Genomic DNA, 22949 nt, shown 5'->3' on the forward strand with positions numbered 1-22949 from the left:
AATCATCGCCGGTCTGGGTGCCGGACGTGCACTCTACGTCCAAGTACAAAGCGAAAAAGTCTGACACCTGTAGGAGCTGCGGCACGCTGCGATCTTTTGATGTTGATCTTTAAATCCTGAAGATCAAAAGATCGCAGCGTGCCGCAGCTCCTACAGGATTTTTGTGCTGCGGGTATTCGGTGCGCGAATGCCGATAGTGTTTCCGGCGTTTGCAGCTTATCGTGCTGGCAATCTTTCCAACTCCCGGAGTCTGCCCATGAGCGAAGCCCACGCCGCGTTGATCACCCGCTTCTACCAGGCCTTCCAGCGTCTGGATGCCGAGGCCATGGCCGCCTGCTACACCGATGACGTGGTGTTCAGTGACCCGGCCTTCGGCGAGTTGCGCGGGCGCGATGCCGGCGACATGTGGCGCATGCTCACCACCCGCGCCAAGGACTTTTCCCTGACTTTCGACAATGTCCGCGCCGATGAGCGTAGCGGCGGTGCGCACTGGGTGGCGACGTATCTGTTCAGCCAGACCGGCAACGTGGTGATCAACGATATTCAGGCGCGCTTCGTCTTTCGCGACGGCAAGATCTGCGAGCACCATGATCACTTCGACCTGTGGCGCTGGTCGCGTCAGGCGTTGGGGTTCAAAGGCCTGCTGCTGGGCTGGACGCCACTGGTGCGCAACGCGGTTCGCGCGCAGGCGTTGAAAGGGCTGAAGGCATTTCAGGCCGGTCGCTGATAAGATCGCGGCCTGTTTCCTGCACACCTTGATCCCGAAGTGACCAGCCTTAGCGAAAAAACCGTTGAAGTCGTCGAGCCAGTGAGCAAATCCTGGTTCGTCTACCTCGTGCGCGCAGCCAATGGTTCGCTGTACTGCGGGATCAGCGACGATCCGGTGCGCCGCTTCGCCAAGCATCAAAGCGGCAAGGGCGCGCGCTTCTTCCTGTCCAGCCCGGCGATGGCACTGGTCTATACCGAGCGTTGTCGCGACAAGAGCGATGCGCTGCGTCAGGAACGGCTGATCAAAAAGCTGCGCAAAAGCGCCAAGGAGTGCCTGGTCGCGTCTTATCAATCTGACTGATCGGTTCCCATCAGTTCTGGTGCCTTGTTAACAGTTAGTTGTAAATTTCATTAGGTAAATCAAAAGGTTGAGTAGGCTGATATTTTTTGATTTTTGTGAAGGATGAAATATTAAATCTTTCCAATGTGGATGAGTGGTTCTACAAAACTCACCGACATATTGATTTGGTACGACGCTCAGCCCCGAATGATCTACCTCCATGACTTGCGCGAAGGAGTTGGAGACCGCAAACGGACTCCGCAAAGACTGGACTGAATGGTGTGCCTTTGTCACAGTTCTAGACCGGAAGTACACCTTCGCTAAGACGGAAATATCTCAGGTCGCCCGGGAGTATTTATGAGGATTACACAGCGCACTTTGTCCCCACCAAATGTCTTTCACTGCCAGATAGTTATAGTAATTCCTGAAACCTACGCTAGCGACTGTTCTCAATTGGTCGATATCCTTTTTAAGCAAGATCTCCAAATTTTCTAGGCTCTGCGCTTCATTTTCTTTCGAGCGAGCATTGGAAATAACTAGGTTAAGGTAATCCATGTGTTCGTCTAACTCTTCGACTTTAATTCCGCCGAAACCCGCGGACATGTAGTTGTCTCGAAATGAACTAAACGGATACAAGTTGTTTTTACGTTCATCAGTACGCCCCAGAAATTCGATTAAAGCTTTGGCTCTCAGCTCATCCGCCTTGGCTTCAATCATTTGATGTCGCACATTTTTGAGCTCCATTTGAGTTACCAATAGCATATCTTCTGCAAGCTTTATTTGAGCGCAAATAGTGTTTGAATCAAGCGATGGTATCTTAAGCATCTTGCATATCCATGGTTGGTTTGAAAATATTTGTAAGTTAATTATATGGGCGAGTATGTGGAAAATTTAACATCAATGTCTCTTTTGATTCTCTCGCCATCGATAGTGGAGTACATGTGGTATTTGATGGCGATATGTTGTTTAATTGGTCTAAAGTTTTATCGCATAGTTAATGCGTAAATTATCGCAGCTGCGCCGCCAATATAAAAGAGTGGTTTTATTATGGTGATTATCTTTACAGCAAGGTCAACAAGGTCGTGGCCAAAGTAGTGGTTACGATCATCGTGAGGTATAGGCGCAACGTCCAATGTCAACGTTTCCGTCCAAAATCTATTGTAGAACGAAGAATCTTCATAGTCTTCAAAATATAAAGAATGTCCGCCTTTATAGTAACGATTCATAAACTTCCGTGAGTGTTGAGTTCTGAATCCCACTCTGCCAGCGTCTCCCGTGCCCCAGAGAAGCAACCTAGAAGATAATAGAACTGCATCGTTAATACCGCATTCATTTATAGTTATTTTTGAACATCTTAATATGGGGCTAATGTCAGTATCATGAGGTAGGGGACTCCCGCACATTATGACGCACTTTACTACTTCGGCCGTTTTAATTTTTTTTAGCGCTTCCAGCAAGACATATGTACCAAAGCTATGAGCGACGATATATACATGTTTGCCTGGATTGGCTTCTAAAGCCGATATTACCTGTTGTGATGCTTGCTTTGCTTTTCGATTTCTTAAATATGGTATCGCAAAAGAAACAATGTCATAAAATCCATATTTTACATCTACAAACTCAAAATCCCTGGAATAGGCTTGCATTGAACTGCCCAAAGCTTCTTGCCATTTTCCGAAAGTTCTGATGCCATGAATTGTAATTAACAGTCTGTCTACTTCGTGACGAACAATTTTTCTTTTGGCACCTATAAGGCTTTGTATCTGCTCCCCTAAAGTATCCAGCCAATCAATGTTAGATACTGAACCATCTAAAACAACTATGGCGTTCTTTTGAAACTCTCCTTGATGCTTTTGTAGGTACTCGATATCCGCGGTGAGTCCTACTGTTAGAGACGGTCGAATATACTTTTTATTCGGATCGCATATGTCTGAGAGAAGCTTTGTACTATTCACCGCCGATGGGGTGCCTTTGAGCTTTTTCGGTAACAGAACGTCTAGTACAAGAAGGTCGAAATGTTCAAGTAGCGCTTGACGTGCCAAATCCGAAGATTCGCAGACTTTAATATAGAGCGAGCCTGGAGGATGGGCCTTTTCTATGGAGTCTACGATCAATTCAACTCTTGTTTCGCTGTCGTCAACAATCAAAATTTTTATCAATTTATAAGCGCTCTATGATCCCTGAAAGCTTTTCTTTCCACACTGAGTTTGTTGAATCAAAAAAAACTATCCCTTTATAATGTTCACCCATAACTGCTAGTAAGTCATTGATTTCATCAATGTTAAGGTTTTTTGTTTCGTCACTAAAGTCTGTATAGCCTGTTAGTACAGCAAAGGGACTCAGGCGATTAAGTTTCTTTAATCTAGTGACGATGTCTTTTCCTGCCAAAGTCCTAAAACGGCCGCCCCTATCTGTATCTGTCCGGTCAAATGTCGGCATGCTCATATCTAAGACTATAAAATCGAACTGTCGCTCAGTAGCAATAGCAAGGCCGCTGTTATAAGAGGCTGCCTCAGATATCTCGACTTCAAACTCTTGTGTAAGATAATCAAATATCTTTTCTCTCTTCAGGTGGTTGTCTTCTATTATTAAAACTTTCATGATTCAGCTCCACTACTGCGTAGAATTTATTGTCATCTATATTGATATCGAACGAAAATCCTGAGGAGGAATTGTGAAGGAGGTTGTATATTTTATAAAGTCCACTACCACCTTCTTCTCTACTTAGATTAGAGTTTTTTTCGTTCCAGGTCGACCTGTGTTTGGTCATGAACTCATTTCTATCACCAAATGTTTCCGGCTCTATAAGGTTTGTTATTTGTATGATTTCCTTATTTTCCTCAGAGTAGCAGTCGATACTCACAATAGAGTTTGATTTACGATACTTTACTGCGTTTTCAATTGCAGTGAATAGTGCAATAAAAAGTGATCGGCTTTCGCGATAGTTTAAGGTAAGTTCTTTTCTCGGTTGGTTGAAATTAATTTGTGCTCCTTTATGGCTGTAAATTGATTTAAAAGAAGTCACCGATGCGTCAACGACTACTGCCAATTTTTCAAGAGTGTTTGCTCCGTCTGCTCCTACGAATCGAAACCAATTAAGAACTAATTCTATTTCTTTGCTGAAGTTGGATCTGCAATTCTTAATCTCTTGCATCAATTCGCCCATAGGGGCGCCAGCCTTGGTAAAGGTTATGTTGTTTTCAAGGAGCTGTATTTCATTAAGTATTTGTGGGTGAAGAGTATCATTAATTAACGTTTGCGCCTTTTTTGCATGCTCAGCAGACAGCTCCCACATGAAGTCAATCAAAGCATTAAAGAAGCTTTCAAAGTTGCTGTGCGCATCAATTAGCTTAGAGATCTCGACTAGGCGGTGATAGTACGCCGAGAAATCAAAGATATATTCGTCGATTCCGAAGCCATCAACTGTTACTCTGAAAAAATTGTTTGTTTTCTTAAGTATTGTATCTATGTTTCTTGAGAAATCTTTAAAATGCTGATCAACTTCATCCTTGATAGGCGTTGATAAGTAGGAGTATTTGTCATCCCAAAAAATATTGGGCAAGTATTCGCCGTTTTTTTCCACCGTAATCAAGTGTGCTTTTTCGAAGCATGCTCTAAGTTGTGTAATGAATACAGTGTGTCTGATTTCTGCACTGAGATATTTATCAAGACCGTAATTTTCATTTAAGGCAAAGTCTCTGGCGGTATTGTTAAATATCTTATATAAAATGCTTGTTTTTTCGTTGGACGTAACTGCCCTGGGCAGGCCAGAATTGTCAGCTGTGATTTCTAGAATATCAGCAGAGTGTCTGTTGATATCTTCTTTTAGGTTTATAGGGTCAAGTACCGTGCCCCCTTCTATAGACTTCGCTTGTTCAAAAAGAGTTTTGTATGATTGTTTTCTGTGCGTCTCTAGCGCTTGTACATCTACAAAAAGTTTACCAGTTTCAATTTTTGCTCTCAGTTTGTCTGAGAATAAAGTTTCAAGGACTTTGTCCTTCTCCAATTTGAGTTCTTCACTATCGCTGGGGAAAGTTAGAATTAATTTATCTAATATGGCCACTCGTTCATGAATGACTTCATCATTATTTTTGTAAGCGCCGACATTGTCTAGCTGAGATGATATGCAAATATTTCTTAGGTAGTAAGCTTCGTTCTTGTCTATGTTATTTTTATGGAATAAGTCAGTCGGTTTGTGCGTGCTGTTCGCATCTAATAGGTCAACGAATAACTCGGACTTTATCTCATCGTATGCTCCATTTATCTCTTTGCCGTAAATGTCCAGTATTATCAGGCATGAGATCATAGTCGCATTGTCAGATTTTTCTAAGTCAGAAACCTCTCTGCAGATTACATTCATAGGGAGATGATAAAAGGAAAATTTGTTTAAAAAATAGTTGTCGATGGCGAAGTTTATTAGCTTCATCCAACTCTTGGTGTTTTTATATTGTCTCGACTGAACCTTAAGGAAGTCTGATAAAATTGGGAACTGCGTGCGATCTAGGTCTTTGACTGAATGCGCGTCGTGTTGGTGCCTGATTGTCCTTTCAATAGGAATTTGGTCTGCGCGTGAGTCAAGTACCACTTGTAGCGTGTGATTCTGAGAATTTGCTTTAGGCGTATTGAAAGGTCCTAGCGCGCGTGTATCCTTTCTACTCAGCTCTATCACGGAGCTATCAACAATCTCCTCTAGTACGCACGAAAGATGGAACATTAACGACTTTGACCACAATTCATTTCGGAATTTAACGCACATCTTATGTAGATATTCAATCCGCTCATCGCTATTCGGTTCAAGCATAAGGATGCTTGCAAAGCTATTAGATAGATGATCGTATAAGGTTTTCTCGGAGCGGTCATTGTTGTAAAGCTTTGATCTCGCAAAAATCTCTATTAGTCCAACAGGTAGCTGTGATCTTTGATTTACAAGATCGACTACTGAATTGATTACATTGTCGTAAGCACCGTGAGTGTAGTCATCCACTATTTTAAGTATTTTTGGATGCAGTTGGTCGTCTGAAGTTGAACTATTATCTACTAGACTTTTGAGTTCTCCATCATCGAGAAAATCAGCAAGTTGTCGAATCTTTTCTATAAGGAATGTGTCAATAGTGCCATCTTTTAAATAAATTTCTGATATTATTGTTTTGAAAAGTATATATTGATCAATTACTGATTCCATCCGGTAAAGGTATAGTTGATCTAGCGTCAGCCTTCTATCTGGGTCGAACGAGATAGGTAGTTGCATGCACGAAATAACAGCGCCATATTCTATGGCGCTTTGAATGCCCGAGGCTCGGTACTCATTGAGTTGTGAATCTAAAATTCCCGCAAAAACTCCAATAGAACTGCTTTCGGACATGAGCAGAATTTCTTTAATTCTGCTGGAGACATCATGGTTGGGAAAGCTATCTTTGATGTTTTGGATGTACTCTTTAACAGATTCCCTGTTTAATTCTTTTAAAATGTGTACTTTGTTTTCTATTGCCCACCAACTGATACTAATGGAGTCAACTGTATTCAGGTGGTCCAGTGCGTTATTTGCATTTCCCGCTAGCAGTTCAGCATTAAAGTTAATGCGTGCTTCGTTAAAGCTTTTAAGTTGTGTAGCGCATCTATGAAATAAGCCTAAAGCCCAATAAATATAGTTCTCTTGAGAAACAAAATTTTTGACACTTACTATGTGGTAGTGATTCTTGCTTTCGTAAATTGGGACTAACATCGATGGCAGTTGTTTGTTCTTGGCGAGCTCTAGAATCTGATCAAGTCTGCGGGCGTCACTAAGTTTTTTGAGTTGAGTTACAATTCTGTACCCAACGTTAGCCATTGTTTCGCCATGCCGCCTCATGTAGATGTTAGGGTCGCTTGATATCCTTGTTCGGGATTTTATTTTAACTTTTTTCTTAGCCAATTTATAAGCGTCCCTAGATCATATACAAGTTGTGAAGGATGTATACTTAAGACAAAATTTTTGTCGATAGTGAATTTTTCTTTTCTGAACTTCTGCAAATGCAGATCTCAGTTTGGTATCCATTGCAGCAATCACGCCTACTCTTAGATTACACCCAAATGGCCTTGATGGCACATTGATGTTGTGGCTTGAGCGTCGGGTGTGGCCAATGGCAGCAGTAGATCCTGATCTGAGATCTGAACTGCGGACTGTGCCTTGTCCATAGGTTCCTTACCACAAAGGCGTAACGCATAACCTACAAAGCTGGGTGACGATAGCGTGATATGAGTTACTAGGGTTTTGAACACCTATGCCTCGTGGTACTCCCAGTGCATGTCAAGATAACGGTTGCAGCAGGTGATTAGCGCGATTCTAGGGCCTTTAGACGTGCCAATCCTTGCTTGATATAGCCTGCATTTTCACCAATGGTCTCAAGTGATGCCCGCACGTTCTCACCGACGTCTCCTGGCTGTCGTTGCTCCACCCATAGGGTTAGTTCCATGAGAGCCGCTTCTAGTGCGAGTTGATTGTGATAAATCCTTTCTAAAACGTCGGTCAGTGAGTATTCGCTGTGCATGCTATCGATTCCATTCAGGCAGAGGAGGGGGGCAATCCGAGTCCGATTTCACCAGATTAGAGCAAATTATTTTCGAATTTGCATCACGTCAAACGACGCATCTATGGCGGAGGTTTTGAGTTATTTTAATAATGTCTATAAAAAACAATTGGTTGCCCCAGCTGGAGCAGTGTCTCACTCAGTCGTGGATGTACCGTGCATGAGTACGCTGAGCGTACTGACTATTGCTTGAAGTGAATTGGAAGGTTTCTTTGGACTCCAGGGTGTTAGCCGCAGGGCCTAGATGCAGAAAAGTACGATGCAGACTTGTGTCATGGACGGAGTGCGCACGTCCGATCGAATTAACGGAATATCAGTTAAAGGAACTGTGAATTGACTATTTTGGATGTTTTTTGAAAAGGCTACAGGTTTACGTATACTGTGTATTGATTTTCAATATTAAAATTGGATTTAACATATTTTGGATTTTGTTGCTTTTCTTTGCTTTAGCAAGGAGGTGATGTGTGAAGTATGAGTTCGGATTTTTTTCAGTTTCGATGGTTACACGCAGATTGGAAGTTCTGCGCGAAATTAGTATTGAGGTAGGAGGTTTATGGATCGATAAGGCTGTAGATCCTAGAGGTTATTCCTCTTTGGCTGAGGAGGGAGACTTTAGTTTTTGTTGGGGTCCCTCCAACTTTTTAAGAATGTCGGCTAACGCACTTGAGGGGAGGGGTGGAGATGATTTTGTAGAGGAGGTAAAAAGACTATATTTAAAGGTTTTGAGATTTAATGGTGAGGCGGAAATTTATAAATATTTGGATGGGTTTTTGGTTGGCAGTAAAGTTGAGGTAAAAGATTCGATAAAGTTTTATATAGTAAGGTCGCGAAGTATAATCTGCCCGCTACAGCGAGCTGCTTATATTTATATTTTGCTTAATGAGCGGCTGAAAGATATTCCTTTGGGATGGGTTTTAGCAAGTTTGTATTCGGCGCTAATTCTTATCCAGGGGGGAGAGTTTCCCGCAACACTTTTTTGTGGGAAATTTCAATCGCAATTAGTGCAATCAGTCTCAGATAAATATTGCCCTTCTTTCTATGATTATTTTTCACTTTATGTTCAAGCAGCCATTGTGGTTTTAGGTTGTAATCCAAAAGTTATAAATGAAATTGAAAGCTCGCTTTTAAGGCGCACTATGCATGTGTTCGGCAATCGAGAGCTAGCGGATCGCTGGTTGAGCAAGCCTTCAATAAAATATGGTGGTTTACCCCCACGTGTAGCGGTGATATCTGGTTATGAATTGGAGGTTTTTGAGAACTTGGTTAAGATTGAGAGTGGTTTCTGGGGGTAATGTCTGTCTCAGGACTATGCCTGCTGTATGAAACTCCAAACTGTCTTTAAGGTTTCCGTGGTGCTTCAAAAATGGTAGTTCGTATGCAAAAGGTATTTCCATGCGTGGTTGAAGGGAGTCAAGTAGAGGTGCTTCTAAGTTTTAGATTTACAACTGTAAGGTCCGTCATCTTTTCTTTAAGGGCGCGATTCTCGTCCAATAAAACTTCATTTATGGATGCGAGAAGAGCGACCTTCGTCCGCAATTCTTTAATCTCATTGCGGTAGTTGGCGGATTTCTCGCGTTCAGCAATCAGGTCTCGCTGCTTTACATTTTGCATAGATTCACTGGTGTTGCTCTGGGCTTCACGAATGGCTTCGGCGATGCCTGGATAATAGTTGTGGATCAAAGCTGCGGATACTCCCGCCTCGCGAGCAACTGCGGCAATAGTTACCTTGGTTTCATTAATACGCGAACGGCCCTTTCGAATACGCAGGAGGGCGAGTTTAAGATCTTTCTCGCGATCCTCTGCCTGTTTGTGTTTTGCGGAATAAGTTTTGGGTTTCATATAATTAATAATTCCGGTTTTATTCCCAGATGAATGAGCACGTCACGGCAGCGATTTAGGTCGCGCTCAACTCGGAGGCGCCCGCTCTCACCAATATTCTGACAATGCAGCAGCTCTTTAAGATCATCGTAGAGTCGCTGATAAATTACTGCATGACGTGGCTCGATTACGGCGTTGTTGCAGTTCGCACATCGTGTTCGCTCAAGAGTATTGCCTATGCATCCGTCATTGTCCGCGGTGCAATAAGCGTGGCCGTTGCTTCGAATCGCGGTGCTCTCGGCAATGGACTTCACCATTGAGGCGCGATCCTTATAAATCAATAGATTTTTCGGCTCTCGACGCCATTGCACTATAGAGCGGCCGTAGTTTCCCGCTAGGGTGGTATTTTCTAGCCAGTTGTTTACGACGCCTAGTTTTATATCCTCGATCTCAGCTTGGACGTCTGCGTAAAGCTCAAGATCTAACTGTTGTCCGCAACTGTCGTCATAGGCATAGCCCAAGGTCATGTCCAGTGTCCAGTGCGCGAAATGCTCTTTGAGGTAACGTAAGTCGCCGAAGCGGCTGTGCGCAGCGTAGTTGGCGAATTTGCGGCGAAATTGGTGGCTAGCGAGATCCCAGCTCAGTCCGCAATCCTTGGCAAATTTTTTGAGATTCATCCCTAGGGCCACATTTGTTAGCGTTCTCACTTGATTGCCCAAGCTGTGATGTTCACTAAGAAAGAGCGCATGGCGATGCTTTTGTGCCTCGGTTATTTGCGGGTCACGAGGGTTTGCACGCCGCCTCTGCAGAATTTCGGTTACGATAGCGGTCTGATAAGGTGCGCACCATCGCTCCATCATGCGCAACGCGCGCACAGCGGCTTCCGGTATCATCCAGTTATGGATTCCGACATATGTTTTTTCCGACCGTGATCGCATCCAGTGATAGATATTGCCATCATCGTCTTGAGTGCGGTGGGAGGCCCCGAGTTGGAGATTCGTCAACTCATGTTGGCGGCAGCCTGATGTACTAGCCAGAACTATGTAGCATGCCGTTCGCAGATCGATCAGCGCTCTGTTCAATGACCTTAGGCCACCTTCCCAGCCCAGTATCTTTAGACGGCGGTTCTTAGCTTGATTGATGGACGCGATTGATTGTGATTGTCGTCGTAACGCGACCTCATAAAGCGTGTCACGGAGTTCAAGCAGCTGCTTGCCATTCTCAATTTTTTCGTAGGCCCGCTTGAATAGAGTGCAGAACACATCGTCTGGAATTAGAGGGGTCAAGCCTCCCTGTGAACTACCGATAAGCCCCGCAATTTGTTTCGCGGAGGTATCGGGCCATGGGTGTTCCAGCATCCTGTCGTTTGTGTACTGGCTTAGTTCATAGAGCGCCTCAACTGCGACGAAACGTGCTTGAAGCGCACGCGCCGATAGGGGCTTACATGTGGATCCTCTTGTTTGAAACTGCGCTTTGCTGGCAGTCACATAGGATGCGCATATAAGGGTGGGCACCGCTCCAAAATGTTCGATTCCCTGCTGCTCCAAGTAACGAAGAAATGGCCTTGCGTCGTTGAAAAGTTGTCTAACCATATTGCCTTTCGGCTTATCTGCACTTCGGCGTCCGCGCCGCAGATAACGGTAAAGAATCGCCTTCATTAATGCCCGAAACGCCGGAGGCAGGGTCTTAAAGTTAAGACGTGTTCTGTTGATAGTCACATTGGTGGTAAATCCGGTTAGCTGCCAAATGTCATCCTCATAACGACTAAGGATGACCCAATCCCCATCGACTTGAATCGCGCTGATGATTAGGGCATCGAGATCGGATTTTGGGGTTTCGCGCACATCTTCCGGCTGGATAGCAAGGTTTTGCCAGGGTTTCGCCAACATGTCGTCGTTCATGCAAACACCTCCAGACTATCGATTAGATCAACCGACCAGAATGGATGCGGCGAGATTCGCGCGCGCTCACGGGCTGCCTCCACGGCCACTGTATTGAAAATGCCACGCCGAAGTCCCTCAGCCACGATGTAGTGATCAATCAAACGGGGTATATGTGCGTACTCTCTCGCCCAGCGTCGCTTCTCCATGCGTGATCGCTCCGCCAGGACGCGAAAATAGAAGCTGAATAACTTGTATAAGTCTTCACCTGTTACTGCGTAATGTTTACAACGCAGGCAATTCATGAAATTCATGCAGGTTGCGCCTTCGCGCTTTGGTGCATATTGACCTTCCACGGGATCTGTACAGCGCCCCATAGGAGTCTCTTTGTAGGTGGCGCCGATGCTTCCCGTTAGCAACTCCTGAACAAGTATCTCGCCCATGAATTTCCAGTTACAGCGAGCATTTTCGCCGATCGATAAATAACTTTGATCTGTCACCTGAGGAGTATTGCCGAGGCTGGCGGCGGTAATTGCTAAATCGCCATTGGCTATCTCGTAAATGCGGTTGGCAAACGTCTTACGCAGGCGCGAGATATTGACGTGCAATGGGTTTCCATCGGCATTTTTTAGATTGTGCTCTCTTACAAGTCGAATAATCGAGGCTCTCAAAACCTCTTCAATCAACGCAGTGACCTGCTTATCACGCCGACTTCGATACAGCCATACTCGGCCTTTAAGGTCGTTGGGAGCTTCTTCATTGAGCGATTCAGTTAGAGCAATCACTCGGCGAATTAATTGCTCTACATTAGTTCTAATGCTAGGTGTGAACTCCAAAGTTCGTTCGGATGACGCGGTGCGGAGAGCCACCTTGCTAGTGTTATAGCCACGTCGTTTCCATAGAATTAGGAAGACCATATTAGCTTTAGGATGTGGACGCAGGCAGAGACGGTCCATTTCCAATAATGGCGTGGTATTGCGTCCTGTGAACAGCGCCACGATGAGAAGCGCGTACGCTAAGAGTTCTCCGGTTACTGTAACATCTTCGTTCCATATGGGTTTTATAGCCTGCTGTAATGCAACGATAAATTCTTGCCGCTCACGTTTGCTGAGTGCACTTTCGCCGTTCGCTGTGCGATTGCTGTTAGGAAAGGGGCTACGCGGAAACGTTGCATCATCACCGGAGATGACCAGAGGTATTAGCCCGCGCTGTCCCAAGGCTACCAACACCGACTTTGTTTTTGTGTAATAAGTTCTCTGTGTATTAACTACCACAGTTTGTAGTGCCAAGTGACCGAGAAAACCGTCAATCAAATTTCGATTGACGTCGGACAAGGCCAAATCACGGCAAAAAGCCCTACTGCGTAGTGCGCAAAATTCAAGGAATTTGTTTAGTCCCGCGTGACAGATGTTGGCCACGCTGCTTCTTGTGGGAGCGCCATCTTGGCCAAATAAGAAGCGCTCAACCTGGCGTTGGCATGCGTAGGTAATAGGGTCAATGCCAACGCCATACCAACGAGCAAAATCAAAACTACGACGACTTGAGGCGTTTCGCCCGAATAGGACTCGGGTGTTGTTAGGAGGTACTACTTCGGACAAAATAACCACATTCCCTTTCAAATCGTGGGTGTGATCGATTTCAGGGACATCGATGTCTGTCTTAGTAAAAATTTTGCGTTTGCTCATTGTAGAGCCTCCGCCAACGCGTTCAGTTCATCGTCATACGCCAACACTGCCTCGTCTGCCATTTCGTTTATTAAGTGAAGGTAAACCATGGTCGTTTGAATTGAACTATGGCCAAGTTGGCGTTGAACAAATACCAGTGGCTCTAGACCGCTCGCGGGGTTACGCTGGAGGCTGACTAAGGTATGGGTTGCGTAGGAATGCCGGAGCATGTGCATATGGACGTTAATTCCAGCACGTTTTCCGCAAATTTTGATTATCCGGTTGAGGCTCTTGCCGTCGGCGCTATAGGATTTCCCACATTGGTTGAGGAACAGCGATTGCGGCGAGCGGTTGTTTGTTAATGAGCGCTCACCGCGCATCTTCGTCATATAGCGGTAGAGTTCGCCCATGAACTGCCTGCTGACGAAAATAGTTCGTGACTTACTACCTTTGGTCACCATGCCGCTGCCGTCGAACGGATCGAGCCTAACTCGAATGTTGCGCTCGGTTCGTTTCGCCTTGTCTGGGTCGAAGACATAGGCGAGCGGGAAGGAGGCGATTTCTTCACGGCGCAGGCCAGTATGTAGAGCCAGTCGCATCATCATTCGGTGATGTATATTTTCCGTTGCGGCCAGGAGTGATTGTATTTCAGATATAATAAGGAACTTGGGCAGAGTCCTATCAGTTCGGGGCATCACGTTATTCGCCATAACCCTTCCACCATTAATATCGAGATGCGCTAAGAAGCCTGGTTTACGTTTTACGGTGCGCTCTTCATGAGCAAAGGGAAGTCGTTTCACCCATCCCTCTTTTAGGGCATATTCGTAGAATTTGCAGATATAAGTCAGACGCTGACGAGTGGTGTTGCGTGCTAATTTGCACGTCATCAGGCAATAGTCTCGGTAGGCTGCCACTAAGCTCTTCGCCTCGCCACGATCAACATCGCGCCAGTCCAATTCATGCGCTTGAAGAAAACTGAAGAAATCGTAAAGAGCGCGCCCGATGCTAATCCACGAACGCTTAGACCCTATTGCGCCGCGGAGCAAGTAGTGGCGAAAGAATTTATTTACCGGAACGCAACTCTCCATCGAGCTCCAAAGAAGAATAGGGAAGCCCTCGTATGGTTGCCCTGCGATTACTAAATTCTTCTTTGATGTTACAAGCTCCATCCGCAAACCCCCGCAATGACCCAAACTCAGGTCTTTTTAGTGTGCTTTAAGGGACTCAGCGCCATCTCATCATCCGTAAATCGCCATCTGAGGCTGCGAGCCGATCAGCTGTAAAACCAAATATAGTGCGAATTTAACGCCTGCAAGGTGTCAGATCATCAGGCAGATCTGTAGGCTGCTAATCAAATGCGCGCTAAGCTGCCGACTCACTTTCTGTGCGGCGGAGCCGAGCATGTCCGAGTTGATTCTGCATCATTACCCGACCTCTCCATTTGCCGAAAAGGCTCGCCTGCTGTTGGGCTTCAAAGGCTTGTCCTGGCGCTCGGTGCACATTTCGCCGGTGATGCCCAAGCCCGATCTGACCGCGCTGACCGGCGGTTACCGCAAGACCCCGGTGCTGCAGATCGGTGCCGATATCTATTGCGACACATCGCTGATCGCCCGTCGTCTGGAGCAGGAAAAGGCACTGCCGGCGTTTTTCCCCGAAGGCCAGGAAATGATCAGCGCCAGCTTCGCGGCATGGGCCGACTCGGTGGTGTTCCAGCATGCGGTCAGCCTGGTGTTCCAGCCGGAATCGGTGGCGGTGCGTTTCGGCAAATTGCCGCCGGAAGCGATCAAGGCGTTCCTCGCTGACCGTGCTGGTTTGTTCAGTGGTGGCACGGCAACCAAACTGTCTGCCGAGCAGGCCAGGCACCAATGGCCGACGCTCATGGCGCGGCTCGAGCAGCAGTTGCAGCGTGAGCAGGGCGACTTCCTGTTCGGCGAGCCGTCGATTGCCGACTTCGCCCTGGCGCATCCGCTGTGGTTCCTCAAGGCGACGCACGTGACGGCGCCGCTGGTGGACGAGTATCCAGCTGTCGCGACATGGCTGGAGCGTGTGTTGGGCTTCGGTCATGGCGCGGCGAGTGCGATGACCGCCGAGGAAGCGCTGGAAGTGGCGCGCAGCTCCACGCCGGCGGCGTTGCCGGATGAGCAGTTTGTCGATCCGAACGGGTTCAAGGCCGGGCAGCAGGTGGCGATTGCCGCGACGGATTACGGGGTTGATCCGGTGGTGGGCGAGTTGCTGTTTGCCGGTCGCGAAGAGCTGATCCTGCGCCGCGAAGACCCGCGTGGCGGCGTGGTGCATGTGCACTTCCCGCGTTTTGGTTTCCGCATCGAAGCCCGTTAAAAGCAAAAGATCGCAGCCTGCGGCAGCTCCTACACCGATCTCATGTAGGAGCTGCCGCAGGCTGCGATCTTTTGATCTTGCTTGTTACTTCAGGGCCGCGAGGATCTCGTCCGGATCAAACCCGCGAATCAAAGTCCCGTTGACATCAATCAACGGAATCCCGCGCCCGCCCAGCGCCTCATACGCCTTGCGCGCCTGGGCATCCTTCTCGATGTCGAACTCCTTGAAGGGAATCCCCTTGCTGTCGAGAAAACGCTTGGTCTGCTTGCAGTAGCCGCACCAGTCGGTGGAATACAGCACAACGCTGGCGTTGGCACGAACCTGCTCCGAGACCATTTGCGACGGATTGAACACCCGCTCGATCTTGCCCCAGTTCTGGTAGACCACGACCACCAGCAGGACCAGTGCGACCTTCTTCAGCACATTACCGAGCATCAGTTGCGACGCTTGAGCTGATCAGTGAGCGAGGTCGGCAGGCCCTTGATGATCAGGGTGCCGGCCTCTTCGTCGTACTCGATCTTCGAACCCAGCAGGTGCGCTTCAAAGCTGATCGACAGGCCTTCGGCGCGACCAGTGAAGCGGCGGAACTGGTTAAGGGTGCGTTTGTCCGCCGGAATCTCCGGCGACAGACCGTAGTCTTTGTTGCGGATGTGGTCGTAAAAAGCTTTCGGGCGTTCTTCGTCGATCAGCTCCGACAGCTCTTCCAGGCCCATCGGCTCGCCGAGCTTGGCCTGGCTGCTGGCGTAATCGACCAGGGTCTTGGTTTTCTCGCGGGCGGAGTCTTCCGGCAGGTCTTCGCTCTCGACGAAGTCACTGAAGGCCTTGAGCAGGGTGCGGGTTTCGCCCGGGCCGTCGACGCCTTCCTGGCAGCCGATGAAGTCGCGGAAATACTCCGAAACCTTCTTGCCGTTCTTGCCCTTGATGAACGAGATGTACTGCTTGGACTGCTTGTTGTTCTGCCACTCGGAAACGTTGATCCGCGCCGCCAGGTGCAGCTGGCCGAGGTCGAGGTGACGCGACGGGGTCACATCCAGCTCATCGGTCACCGCCACGCCTTCGCTGTGGTGCAACAGGGCGATCGCCAGGTAGTCGGTCATACCTTGCTGATAGTGGGCGAACAGCACGTGGCCGCCGACCGACAGGTTCGATTCTTCCATCAGTTTCTGCAGATGCTCGACCGCGACTTTGCTGAACGCGGTGAAGTCCTTGCCGCCGTCCATGTATTCCTTCAGCCAGCCGCTGAACGGGAACGCACCGGATTCCGGATGGAACAGACCCCAGGCTTTGCCCTGTTTGGCGTTGTAGCTCTCGTTGAGGTCGGCGAGCATGTTCTCGATGGCCGCGGACTCAGCGAGCTCTGTATCACGGGCGTGCAGAACTGCGGGCGTGCCGTCGGGTTTTTTGTCGATCAGGTGGACGATGCAATGACGGATCGGCATGGGCTTCTCGGCTGGTGGAAGGGAGGAGGGCAGGCTCCCCCGAAAAAGCGCCCAGTGTACCGCAACCACTGGTTTTGGCGCGGGGTGAAGGGCAAATCCGGGGCGGGTGGCGGTCCTTATGCAGTTTTTTACCGATTTAGAGCAATAAACCTGACCAAATGGGTAGCTAGAGGCGGATATTTCCCCGTCTCTGTGCTAGTTTTGCCCGGTCTTACGCGAAGTCACTGCGTTAAGCGTGCAATCAGCATTTGTCAGGTCGAACCAAACCCTGATTTCGGCATCTATAACCCGACTCGTCGTGGTTATCGCCGAGGGTGCCAGATCCAGAAGATCGGGCTCGATGGCTGACACTGCACTCTGCAATCCATATGAATTTGATAGGGAAGGAACACTACATGGCTCTTACTAAAGACCAACTGATCGCCGACATCGCTGAAGCTATCGACGCGCCGAAAACCACCGCGCGTAACGCTCTGGACCAACTGGGCCAAATCGTTGCCGATCAGCTGGAAAACGGCGGCGAAATCACCTTGCCAGGTATCGGCAAGCTGAAAGTGACCGAGCGTCCTGCCCGCACTGGCCGTAACCCTTCGACTGGCGCTGCCATCGAAATCCCTGCCAAGAAAGTGATCAAGCTGGTTGTGGCCAAAGGCCTGACCGACGCTGTGAACAAGTAAGACGCAGCGATAAAAAACCGTGCACCGGAGTGATCCGGGCACGGTTTTTTTGTGCCTGCGATTTGGCAATTGGCCCTGAACCATTGTGGGAGCGAGCCTGCTCGCGAAAGCGTTGGATCAGTCACCTTCAATATTGACCGACCTACCGCTTTCGCGAGCAGGCTCGCTCCCACATGGAATCATCGGCGTGTTAGCGCACCCAGCGCTCGCGACGCCAGATCTGCTGCTCGGACTTGGTCTGGAAGGTCCAGGCCACAAAGCGGCTCTGTTTTTGCCCCTGGGACATCTCCACCACCTGACTTTCCAGCACGCCGGCCTTCTTCAGCGCGGTTTCGATGGCGGGCAGGTTGGAGGCTTTCGACACCAGTGTGCTGAACCACAGCACCTTGTGCTGGAAGTTCGCGCTCTCGGCGATCAGTTGGGTCACGAAACGCGCTTCGCCGCCCTCACACCACAGCTCGGCGGACTGACCACCGAAGTTCAGCACCGGCAGCTTGCGTTTCGGATCGGCCTTGCCCAATGCGCGCCATTTACGCTCGCTGCCCTTGGTCGCCTCTTCCATCGAAGCGTGGAACGGCGGGTTGCACATGGTCAGGTCAAAGCGCTCGCCCGGCTCCAGCAAGCCGATCAGGATGTGCTTGCGGTTTTCCTGCTGGCGCAGCTGGATCACCTTGTTCAGCCCGTTGGACTGGACGATGGCTCGGGCGGCAGCCACGGCGGTCGGATCGATTTCCGAGCCGAGGAAGTGCCAACGGTATTCGCTGTTGCCGATCAGCGGATAAACGCAGTTGGCACCCATGCCGATGTCCAGCACGTTGACGATTGCACCACGCGGCACCTTGCCGTCGTTCATGCTCGCCAGCAAGTCAGCGAGGAAGTGAACGTAATCGGCACGGCCCGGCACCGGCGGGCAGAGGTAATCGGCCGGAATGTCCCAATGCTCGATGCCATAAAACGCCTTGAGCAGCGCCCGGTTGAACACGCGCACCGCGTCGGGGCTGGCGAAATCGATGCTTTCCTTGCCGTACGGGTTGGTGATCACGAATTTCGCCAGTTCCGGCGTGGTCTTGATCAGCGCCGGGAAGTCGTAACGACCCTGATGGCGATTGCGCGGGTGCAGGCTGGCCTTTTCACGCGGCTCAACGGCTTTGGCCGGGGTCGCGGAGTCAGGCTTTTTGCGCGCAGGTTTGGGTGTGCGGGGGGCGTTCATGGGCGTGGTCGATTCGGGTATGGCTGAAAGTGGCGGGTATTGTCCCACATCCAGAGGTCCCGGGATTATTAGCCATGGGGGAATTTGCCCTGAAAATAAATGTTTCACACGTTATCGTAACCGGAGTGTTAACTCTTATTGGTTGTTTCACAAAAAACTGCATCTCAACATTAGTTTGGAAAGTAAAAGGGCGTAGTGCGCGGCTTAATGCATGTTGTAAGGGTTTTAAGACCTGAATCCAGGTTCAAAGGATTCAGGTCTTTTGGTGTGTCAGTAGAATCCTAGTGCAACGCGCGTTCTTGTAAGCCATTCTGAAGTGTCCCTGGGGATGGACCCTCGGCAGAAATTTCCGATTATTTTGTCGTAAGCAAATCCATCGTTTTTTAATGTTGTGAGTAAATCACTTAAAAGTAATGTGGAAGTAGGTCTGAGTATATCTGTTCCAACTTGTCTGGCTAGTTCTTTAAATCCAGCCTTGTAGATTTTCGCAAATTCCGGGGTTAAGGAGTTACCCGTTAAATGGTCGGCTATTGTATATTCGGCAAGGTAGTAGTTTGGTATGTTAGTTGCGCCTGGGGCATACCGATAAGGAGTGTCTGCTGTTAAAAGTTCATCCCATTTACTTCCACGATCCGTCGCCGGTTTACCTTTCGGGGCGCGGAAGTGGAATTCCGTATTTGGTAGTGGTTGGAGAACATGTTTTTTATACGGTGCACCATGAGCATCGATGTAAAGTATTCGACTGCTTGGCCCCCCGCTATAGAGTTCATATGTTGAAGTCAAGGACTTTCCGTTAAGTACAGTAGTTACATTACCTTGAATTGAAGTGCCAGCCGCCAGGCCTCCGCCCCTGGTTCCGGTGCCTTGAATAATGCGTTGCGTGAAATGTGCGTCGGCTGTTCCTAGTTGACGACCCGCTCCTGCCGCTGTCTGAGCGGCCCTTGCTGCTACAACGCCTCCCATTATGGCCACGGCGCCGCTGGCTAAACCCGTGCCGAATGAGGCCCAGCCGAATATATTCGCCAAATCTGGATCATTTTTTTCCATGGCCGCAGAGGCGATACCAAACCCTGCCGATGCGATGGCCAGGCCTGTAGCCGCTACCGTCCAGCCCACCGACGCTCCACCGGTAAACGGCGCGAGTGCCACACCTATCCCCCCATAAACAATGGCTTGTACTACGGGGTCGCGCATAGCCGGACTGTGGGTCACGACCGTGTATTGATTGACTATCTCCGCATGGCCACTGGGGTCGCTATAATTGACCGGGTCATTATGACAGTAACTGCGAGCATTGGGACCACCCTCGCCGAATGGACTCAATGTATCCGGAGACTGGAAGTTCTGCGTCCTCGGGTCATAAACCCTGACGCCATTACCAAGATAATAGGTGCCATTGGTGCGATCAAATGGCTCGCCGTTGAAACCGATCCAGCTGTGATGGCGTGGATCAACGGGCCGGTAGCCAAAAGGCGTATAGGAAAAGAAAGTGGAGCTGTTGTTCCAGGTGTCGAAGCTCGCGATGACAGTGCCTTTTATATCTTTTATTTCAAAGCTGTGTCTTGTTGATAGATAGCCCGCCGCAGCATAAGTGTTTTCTTGCAGTAAACAGCTATGGCTATCATTTAGTAGTATGCAGGTCCGATTATAGAATTGACCATAAATATCAATCATGCCTTTACGTGCATATTGCGAGGAGCGTTTGTAATAATACTGCTCGTAATAGTTGGTTCCATCGCAGCCCGCGATATCGCCTAGATTGTTGTAAAGGTAGCGATAAGACTCTTGGCTGGAGCGCCGGGAACTTAGTTTTCCAAGTTTGTTGTAAGTCAGCTTATGACCATCTGCATCAGCCAAAAAACCCTGGTTGTCATAATTGAAAGTTTGCGTGCTGCCCAAGCCCAGATGATTGACACTGACTAACTGGGTCGGATCCGTCCCGTCATACTGAAAAACAGTTGAAAAAAGCCGACCCTCAGAGACGCTATCGCATTGTTTGATATTTCCGACGAGATCGTAGCTGAACGTTTGGCTGTCCACTACTAGCCCTTCAGCAGTCGAGGGTTTCAGTGAGCCGTCGCACCGGTAGGTCTTGAGTCTGCCCATGGTGTCGTAATCGAATTGCTCGACCCGCAACAAGACGTCATTTTCATATAACGCCATTTGCGCAATTTTATTTGAGGCGTGGAAGGTGGTCGTCAGTGCCAGAGATTTAAATCCGGAAATATCGAAAGTGCGTTTCACCTCGCGGCCCAGCGAATCGTATTCGTACTGCGTCACCACCTCTCGATTGTTGTTTAAACATGTGAGCGTTTCTTTTGCCAGCTGCCCTCCGGTGTTATAAACGTAGCTGACATTGACGGTGTTACTAGAAGTGCTAACTACGTTGCCTTGATTGTCATAGTTGATGTTTGTTGTATTACCAAAGGCATCGGTTTCACTCAACAACAAACCACGAATAGAGTAGGTGTGTTGGTAGGTGCTGGTGGTATTCTCGCTGTTGCGAGCCACACCGCCGGTGGTAGTCTCTGTGGTTCGGTTTGCCGCGGGGTCGAAGGCAGTGCTGACAGTAATGGGGATCGTTTGTTGAGACTCGTCGTTGCGAGGGTTATTGTTTTTTGCCCATGGACTGTTTGCCTCATAAGAGAAATTTGTAAGGTGCCCGCCCAGCGTGCTTTGCGTTACGCGAGCAAGCGAGTCGATCTGGCGGCTTCCCAAGAGGACCCTTTGATTATTAGACTTTAAATACGCACGGCTCGCGACGTTATTCAGAATATGGGCAGGGTATTCGTTAATAGTACTGGTACCTGCCGCTGATATATTTGTTAGCCGTCCGAACGAGTCATACAAATAATTTCTTATCGGAGCATCAGAAGAGGACTCTTGAACAACCTGGCCAAAGGCATTATAGCGAGTAGTATGAGAGGTTATAAGTTGGTTGTTCGCATATGAATACGTTTCCAGGTGACTTGCTCCAGCATCTTCACTAATTAAAACCGAAGTGCTGCCAATGGAACGAGAACCGTAAGTGACCGACTGTGATGTCTGCTGGGAGACAGGGTCGTAGTCATAATGCTGAGTCTCACCCCCCTCCCACTCAATTCTGGATAAATCTCCCCAATCGTTATAACTGAATTTTTGGGTTCGACTAACGAGTACGGAACCGTCAGGGCGATAGTCGTGTTCCGTGGTTGATGCTTTTCGACCTTGTGTGTCGTATTGCGTGGTGTCCATTGACAGCCAGGCCGTACCGTCTGGTTTAAGCTGAAAGGTTTGGGTCAAGCGTCCCAGAGTATCAAAATATCTGAAGCTTTGTTCTCCTGCCGGGCTTATCCGTTGAGCGGAATTGCCCTTTGCCTGATAGTCCTTGTGAATGATTGTCGTATTGCTATCAGGGCTTTGTTGGCCGGTGAGTCGGCCCAAGGAGTCATAGGCGTAGGTGATGGTCTTGCCATAGGTATTTGTATTGGATAAAAGTGCTCCGTTACTAGTGTCTATGGTTTGTATTTCATAGAAGGCCGGGACGCCTTCAGGGGTGGTCGTGGTGGTTGTTTCTAATGTGCTTCCCGTAAGCTTGTAATCAAAACGGGTATTGATTAGAGATCCGGCTACCTTATTTCCTTTGGCGTCAAGAATGCATTGAGACGTTGACAGAATCCGACCATGATTAACTGACGCAACATCAGTGATGTAATCGGTGTCTTCCAGGATCATGGTGCCGTCTGTCCAGGCGTTGAGTTTACCCTTGAGGTCGGCATCGGGATTGCAGACAGTGAGTTTTCTCGTTGGAACCACGGCAGGACCCTTCACCGTGTTACCTCTGACGGGTAAATTACCGTAGCCATAATAAATGCACTTCAGATACACCTTCTTGCCATTTTGTATGACGTAGGTTTTTTCGGACTCTACGTAGACCTTGAAATAATAAGGGTTACCGGGGCAGATAATGTCGATTGGGAGGTTATAATCTCTCTTTCCTGTATTGGTCAGATAGCGGCTATTAACCACAGTGCGTTTTTCCTGCGTTCCCCACGATAATCCAGCGTTCCCAAAGAGTTTAAACCCCCAGCCGATTGGATGAAGGTTGTCGCCAATCCATCCGAGTACCCCGCTGATACCCGATGCATCGGTGAACTTCTCGACGGTTACGAGCGTTTCTTCTTTTGGCATGCCGCGATAATAGGTCCACTCGGTGAATACCTCGTTCTCAACCTTGTAGATAATATTTCCCAAGGTATCAAGCACAACTTTAGTAACTTCAGTGCGGGATTGTTGGTTGGCGTTCTGGTAGGTAGTTTCAGTTGTGATGT

At 48.5% G+C, this 22949-nt stretch carries 18 protein-coding genes; 5 read left to right on the forward strand and 13 right to left on the reverse strand.

Annotation, left to right across the window (positions count from 1 at the left end; genetic code table 11):
* The first annotated feature begins 256 nt into the window (after positions 1 to 256).
* Positions 257 to 727: a nuclear transport factor 2 family protein gene (locus DBR18_RS26910; RefSeq protein WP_003221901.1), complete on the forward strand. Its 471-nt coding sequence runs from the start codon at positions 257 to 259 to the stop codon at positions 725 to 727.
* A 39-nt stretch (positions 728 to 766) separates the two neighbouring features.
* Positions 767 to 1069 (forward strand): GIY-YIG nuclease family protein, encoded by a 303-nt coding sequence (locus DBR18_RS26915; protein ID WP_108592612.1) that lies wholly within the window; start codon positions 767 to 769, stop codon positions 1067 to 1069.
* Between the two features lie 315 nt (positions 1070 to 1384).
* On the opposite strand, the gene DBR18_RS26920 is transcribed toward DBR18_RS26915, so the two are convergent.
* The 5 genes from DBR18_RS26920 to DBR18_RS26940 all read right to left on the reverse strand — a co-directional run bounded on the left by DBR18_RS26920 (position 1385) and on the right by DBR18_RS26940 (position 7575).
* Positions 1385 to 1873 (reverse strand): hypothetical protein, encoded by a 489-nt coding sequence (locus DBR18_RS26920; RefSeq protein WP_108592614.1) that lies wholly within the window; start codon positions 1871 to 1873, stop codon positions 1385 to 1387.
* 158 nt (positions 1874 to 2031) lie between these two features.
* Positions 2032 to 3195, reverse strand: coding sequence for an alpha/beta hydrolase (locus tag DBR18_RS26925; protein ID WP_146188806.1), 1164 nt, complete (start codon positions 3193 to 3195; stop codon positions 2032 to 2034).
* A 13-nt stretch (positions 3196 to 3208) separates the two neighbouring features.
* Positions 3209 to 3649 carry a two-component system response regulator gene (locus DBR18_RS26930; RefSeq protein WP_108592616.1) on the reverse strand — a complete coding sequence of 147 codons (441 nt, stop codon included), beginning with the start codon at positions 3647 to 3649 and terminating at the stop codon, positions 3209 to 3211.
* Positions 3597 to 6959: a hypothetical protein gene (locus DBR18_RS26935; protein WP_146188807.1), complete on the reverse strand. Its 3363-nt coding sequence runs from the start codon at positions 6957 to 6959 to the stop codon at positions 3597 to 3599. The genes DBR18_RS26930 and DBR18_RS26935 overlap by 53 nt, the downstream gene beginning before the upstream one ends.
* Positions 6960 to 7359: 400 nt before the next feature.
* Positions 7360 to 7575, reverse strand: a complete 216-nt coding sequence (locus tag DBR18_RS26940) for a hypothetical protein (protein ID WP_108592619.1) — start codon at positions 7573 to 7575, stop codon at positions 7360 to 7362.
* Positions 7576 to 8078: 503 nt separating this feature from the next.
* Between DBR18_RS26940 and DBR18_RS28205 the strand changes: the two genes are divergently transcribed.
* Complete coding sequence (locus DBR18_RS28205; protein ID WP_146188808.1) at positions 8079 to 8906, forward strand: hypothetical protein; 828 nt, start codon at positions 8079 to 8081, stop codon at positions 8904 to 8906.
* 118 nt (positions 8907 to 9024) lie between these two features.
* Here the strand turns inward: DBR18_RS28205 and DBR18_RS26945 are convergent, their stop codons facing one another.
* From DBR18_RS26945 to DBR18_RS26960, 4 genes are read right to left on the reverse strand one after another with little or no spacing between them, the layout of a single operon-like run.
* Positions 9025 to 9453, reverse strand: coding sequence for a TetR family transcriptional regulator (locus DBR18_RS26945; RefSeq protein ID WP_108592621.1), 429 nt, complete (start codon positions 9451 to 9453; stop codon positions 9025 to 9027).
* Positions 9450 to 11333, reverse strand: a complete 1884-nt coding sequence (locus DBR18_RS26950) for a tyrosine-type recombinase/integrase (protein WP_108592622.1) — start codon at positions 11331 to 11333, stop codon at positions 9450 to 9452. Before DBR18_RS26950 ends, DBR18_RS26945 begins: the two co-directional genes overlap by 4 nt.
* The gene (locus DBR18_RS26955) at positions 11330 to 12997 is read right to left on the reverse strand and encodes a hypothetical protein (RefSeq protein WP_108592624.1); all 1668 of its coding nucleotides are present in this window, start codon (positions 12995 to 12997) and stop codon (positions 11330 to 11332) included. Before DBR18_RS26955 ends, DBR18_RS26950 begins: the two co-directional genes overlap by 4 nt.
* Complete coding sequence (locus tag DBR18_RS26960; protein WP_108592626.1) at positions 12994 to 14145, reverse strand: tyrosine-type recombinase/integrase; 1152 nt, start codon at positions 14143 to 14145, stop codon at positions 12994 to 12996. The genes DBR18_RS26955 and DBR18_RS26960 overlap by 4 nt, the downstream gene beginning before the upstream one ends.
* 232 nt (positions 14146 to 14377) lie before the next feature.
* Between DBR18_RS26960 and DBR18_RS26965 the strand changes: the two genes are divergently transcribed.
* Positions 14378 to 15313, forward strand: a complete 936-nt coding sequence (locus tag DBR18_RS26965) for a glutathione S-transferase family protein (protein ID WP_108592627.1) — start codon at positions 14378 to 14380, stop codon at positions 15311 to 15313.
* Between the two features lie 84 nt (positions 15314 to 15397).
* Here the strand turns inward: DBR18_RS26965 and DBR18_RS26970 are convergent, their stop codons facing one another.
* Positions 15398 to 15748 (reverse strand): glutaredoxin family protein, encoded by a 351-nt coding sequence (locus DBR18_RS26970; protein ID WP_108592629.1) that lies wholly within the window; start codon positions 15746 to 15748, stop codon positions 15398 to 15400.
* Entirely contained in the window at positions 15748 to 16752 is a 1005-nt protein-coding gene (yejK, locus tag DBR18_RS26975; RefSeq protein WP_108592630.1) for a nucleoid-associated protein YejK, read from the reverse strand. The genes DBR18_RS26970 and yejK overlap by 1 nt, the downstream gene beginning before the upstream one ends.
* A 395-nt stretch (positions 16753 to 17147) precedes the next feature.
* Here yejK and DBR18_RS26980 point away from each other — a divergent pair, with 395 nt between their 5' ends.
* Complete coding sequence (locus tag DBR18_RS26980; RefSeq protein ID WP_003221909.1) at positions 17148 to 17429, forward strand: HU family DNA-binding protein; 282 nt, start codon at positions 17148 to 17150, stop codon at positions 17427 to 17429.
* 190 nt (positions 17430 to 17619) lie between these two features.
* On the opposite strand, the gene rlmF is transcribed toward DBR18_RS26980, so the two are convergent.
* Entirely contained in the window at positions 17620 to 18639 is a 1020-nt protein-coding gene (gene rlmF / locus DBR18_RS26990; protein ID WP_108592631.1) for a 23S rRNA (adenine(1618)-N(6))-methyltransferase RlmF, read from the reverse strand.
* Between the two features lie 270 nt (positions 18640 to 18909).
* On the reverse strand, positions 18910 to 22872 hold the full coding sequence (locus DBR18_RS27000; protein ID WP_218277874.1) for an RHS repeat-associated core domain-containing protein: 3963 nt from the start codon (positions 22870 to 22872) through the stop codon (positions 18910 to 18912).
* Positions 22873 to 22949 lie beyond the last annotated feature (77 nt).

Source organism: Pseudomonas sp. HMWF021 (assembly GCF_003061005.1).
Taxonomy (GTDB): domain Bacteria; phylum Pseudomonadota; class Gammaproteobacteria; order Pseudomonadales; family Pseudomonadaceae; genus Aquipseudomonas.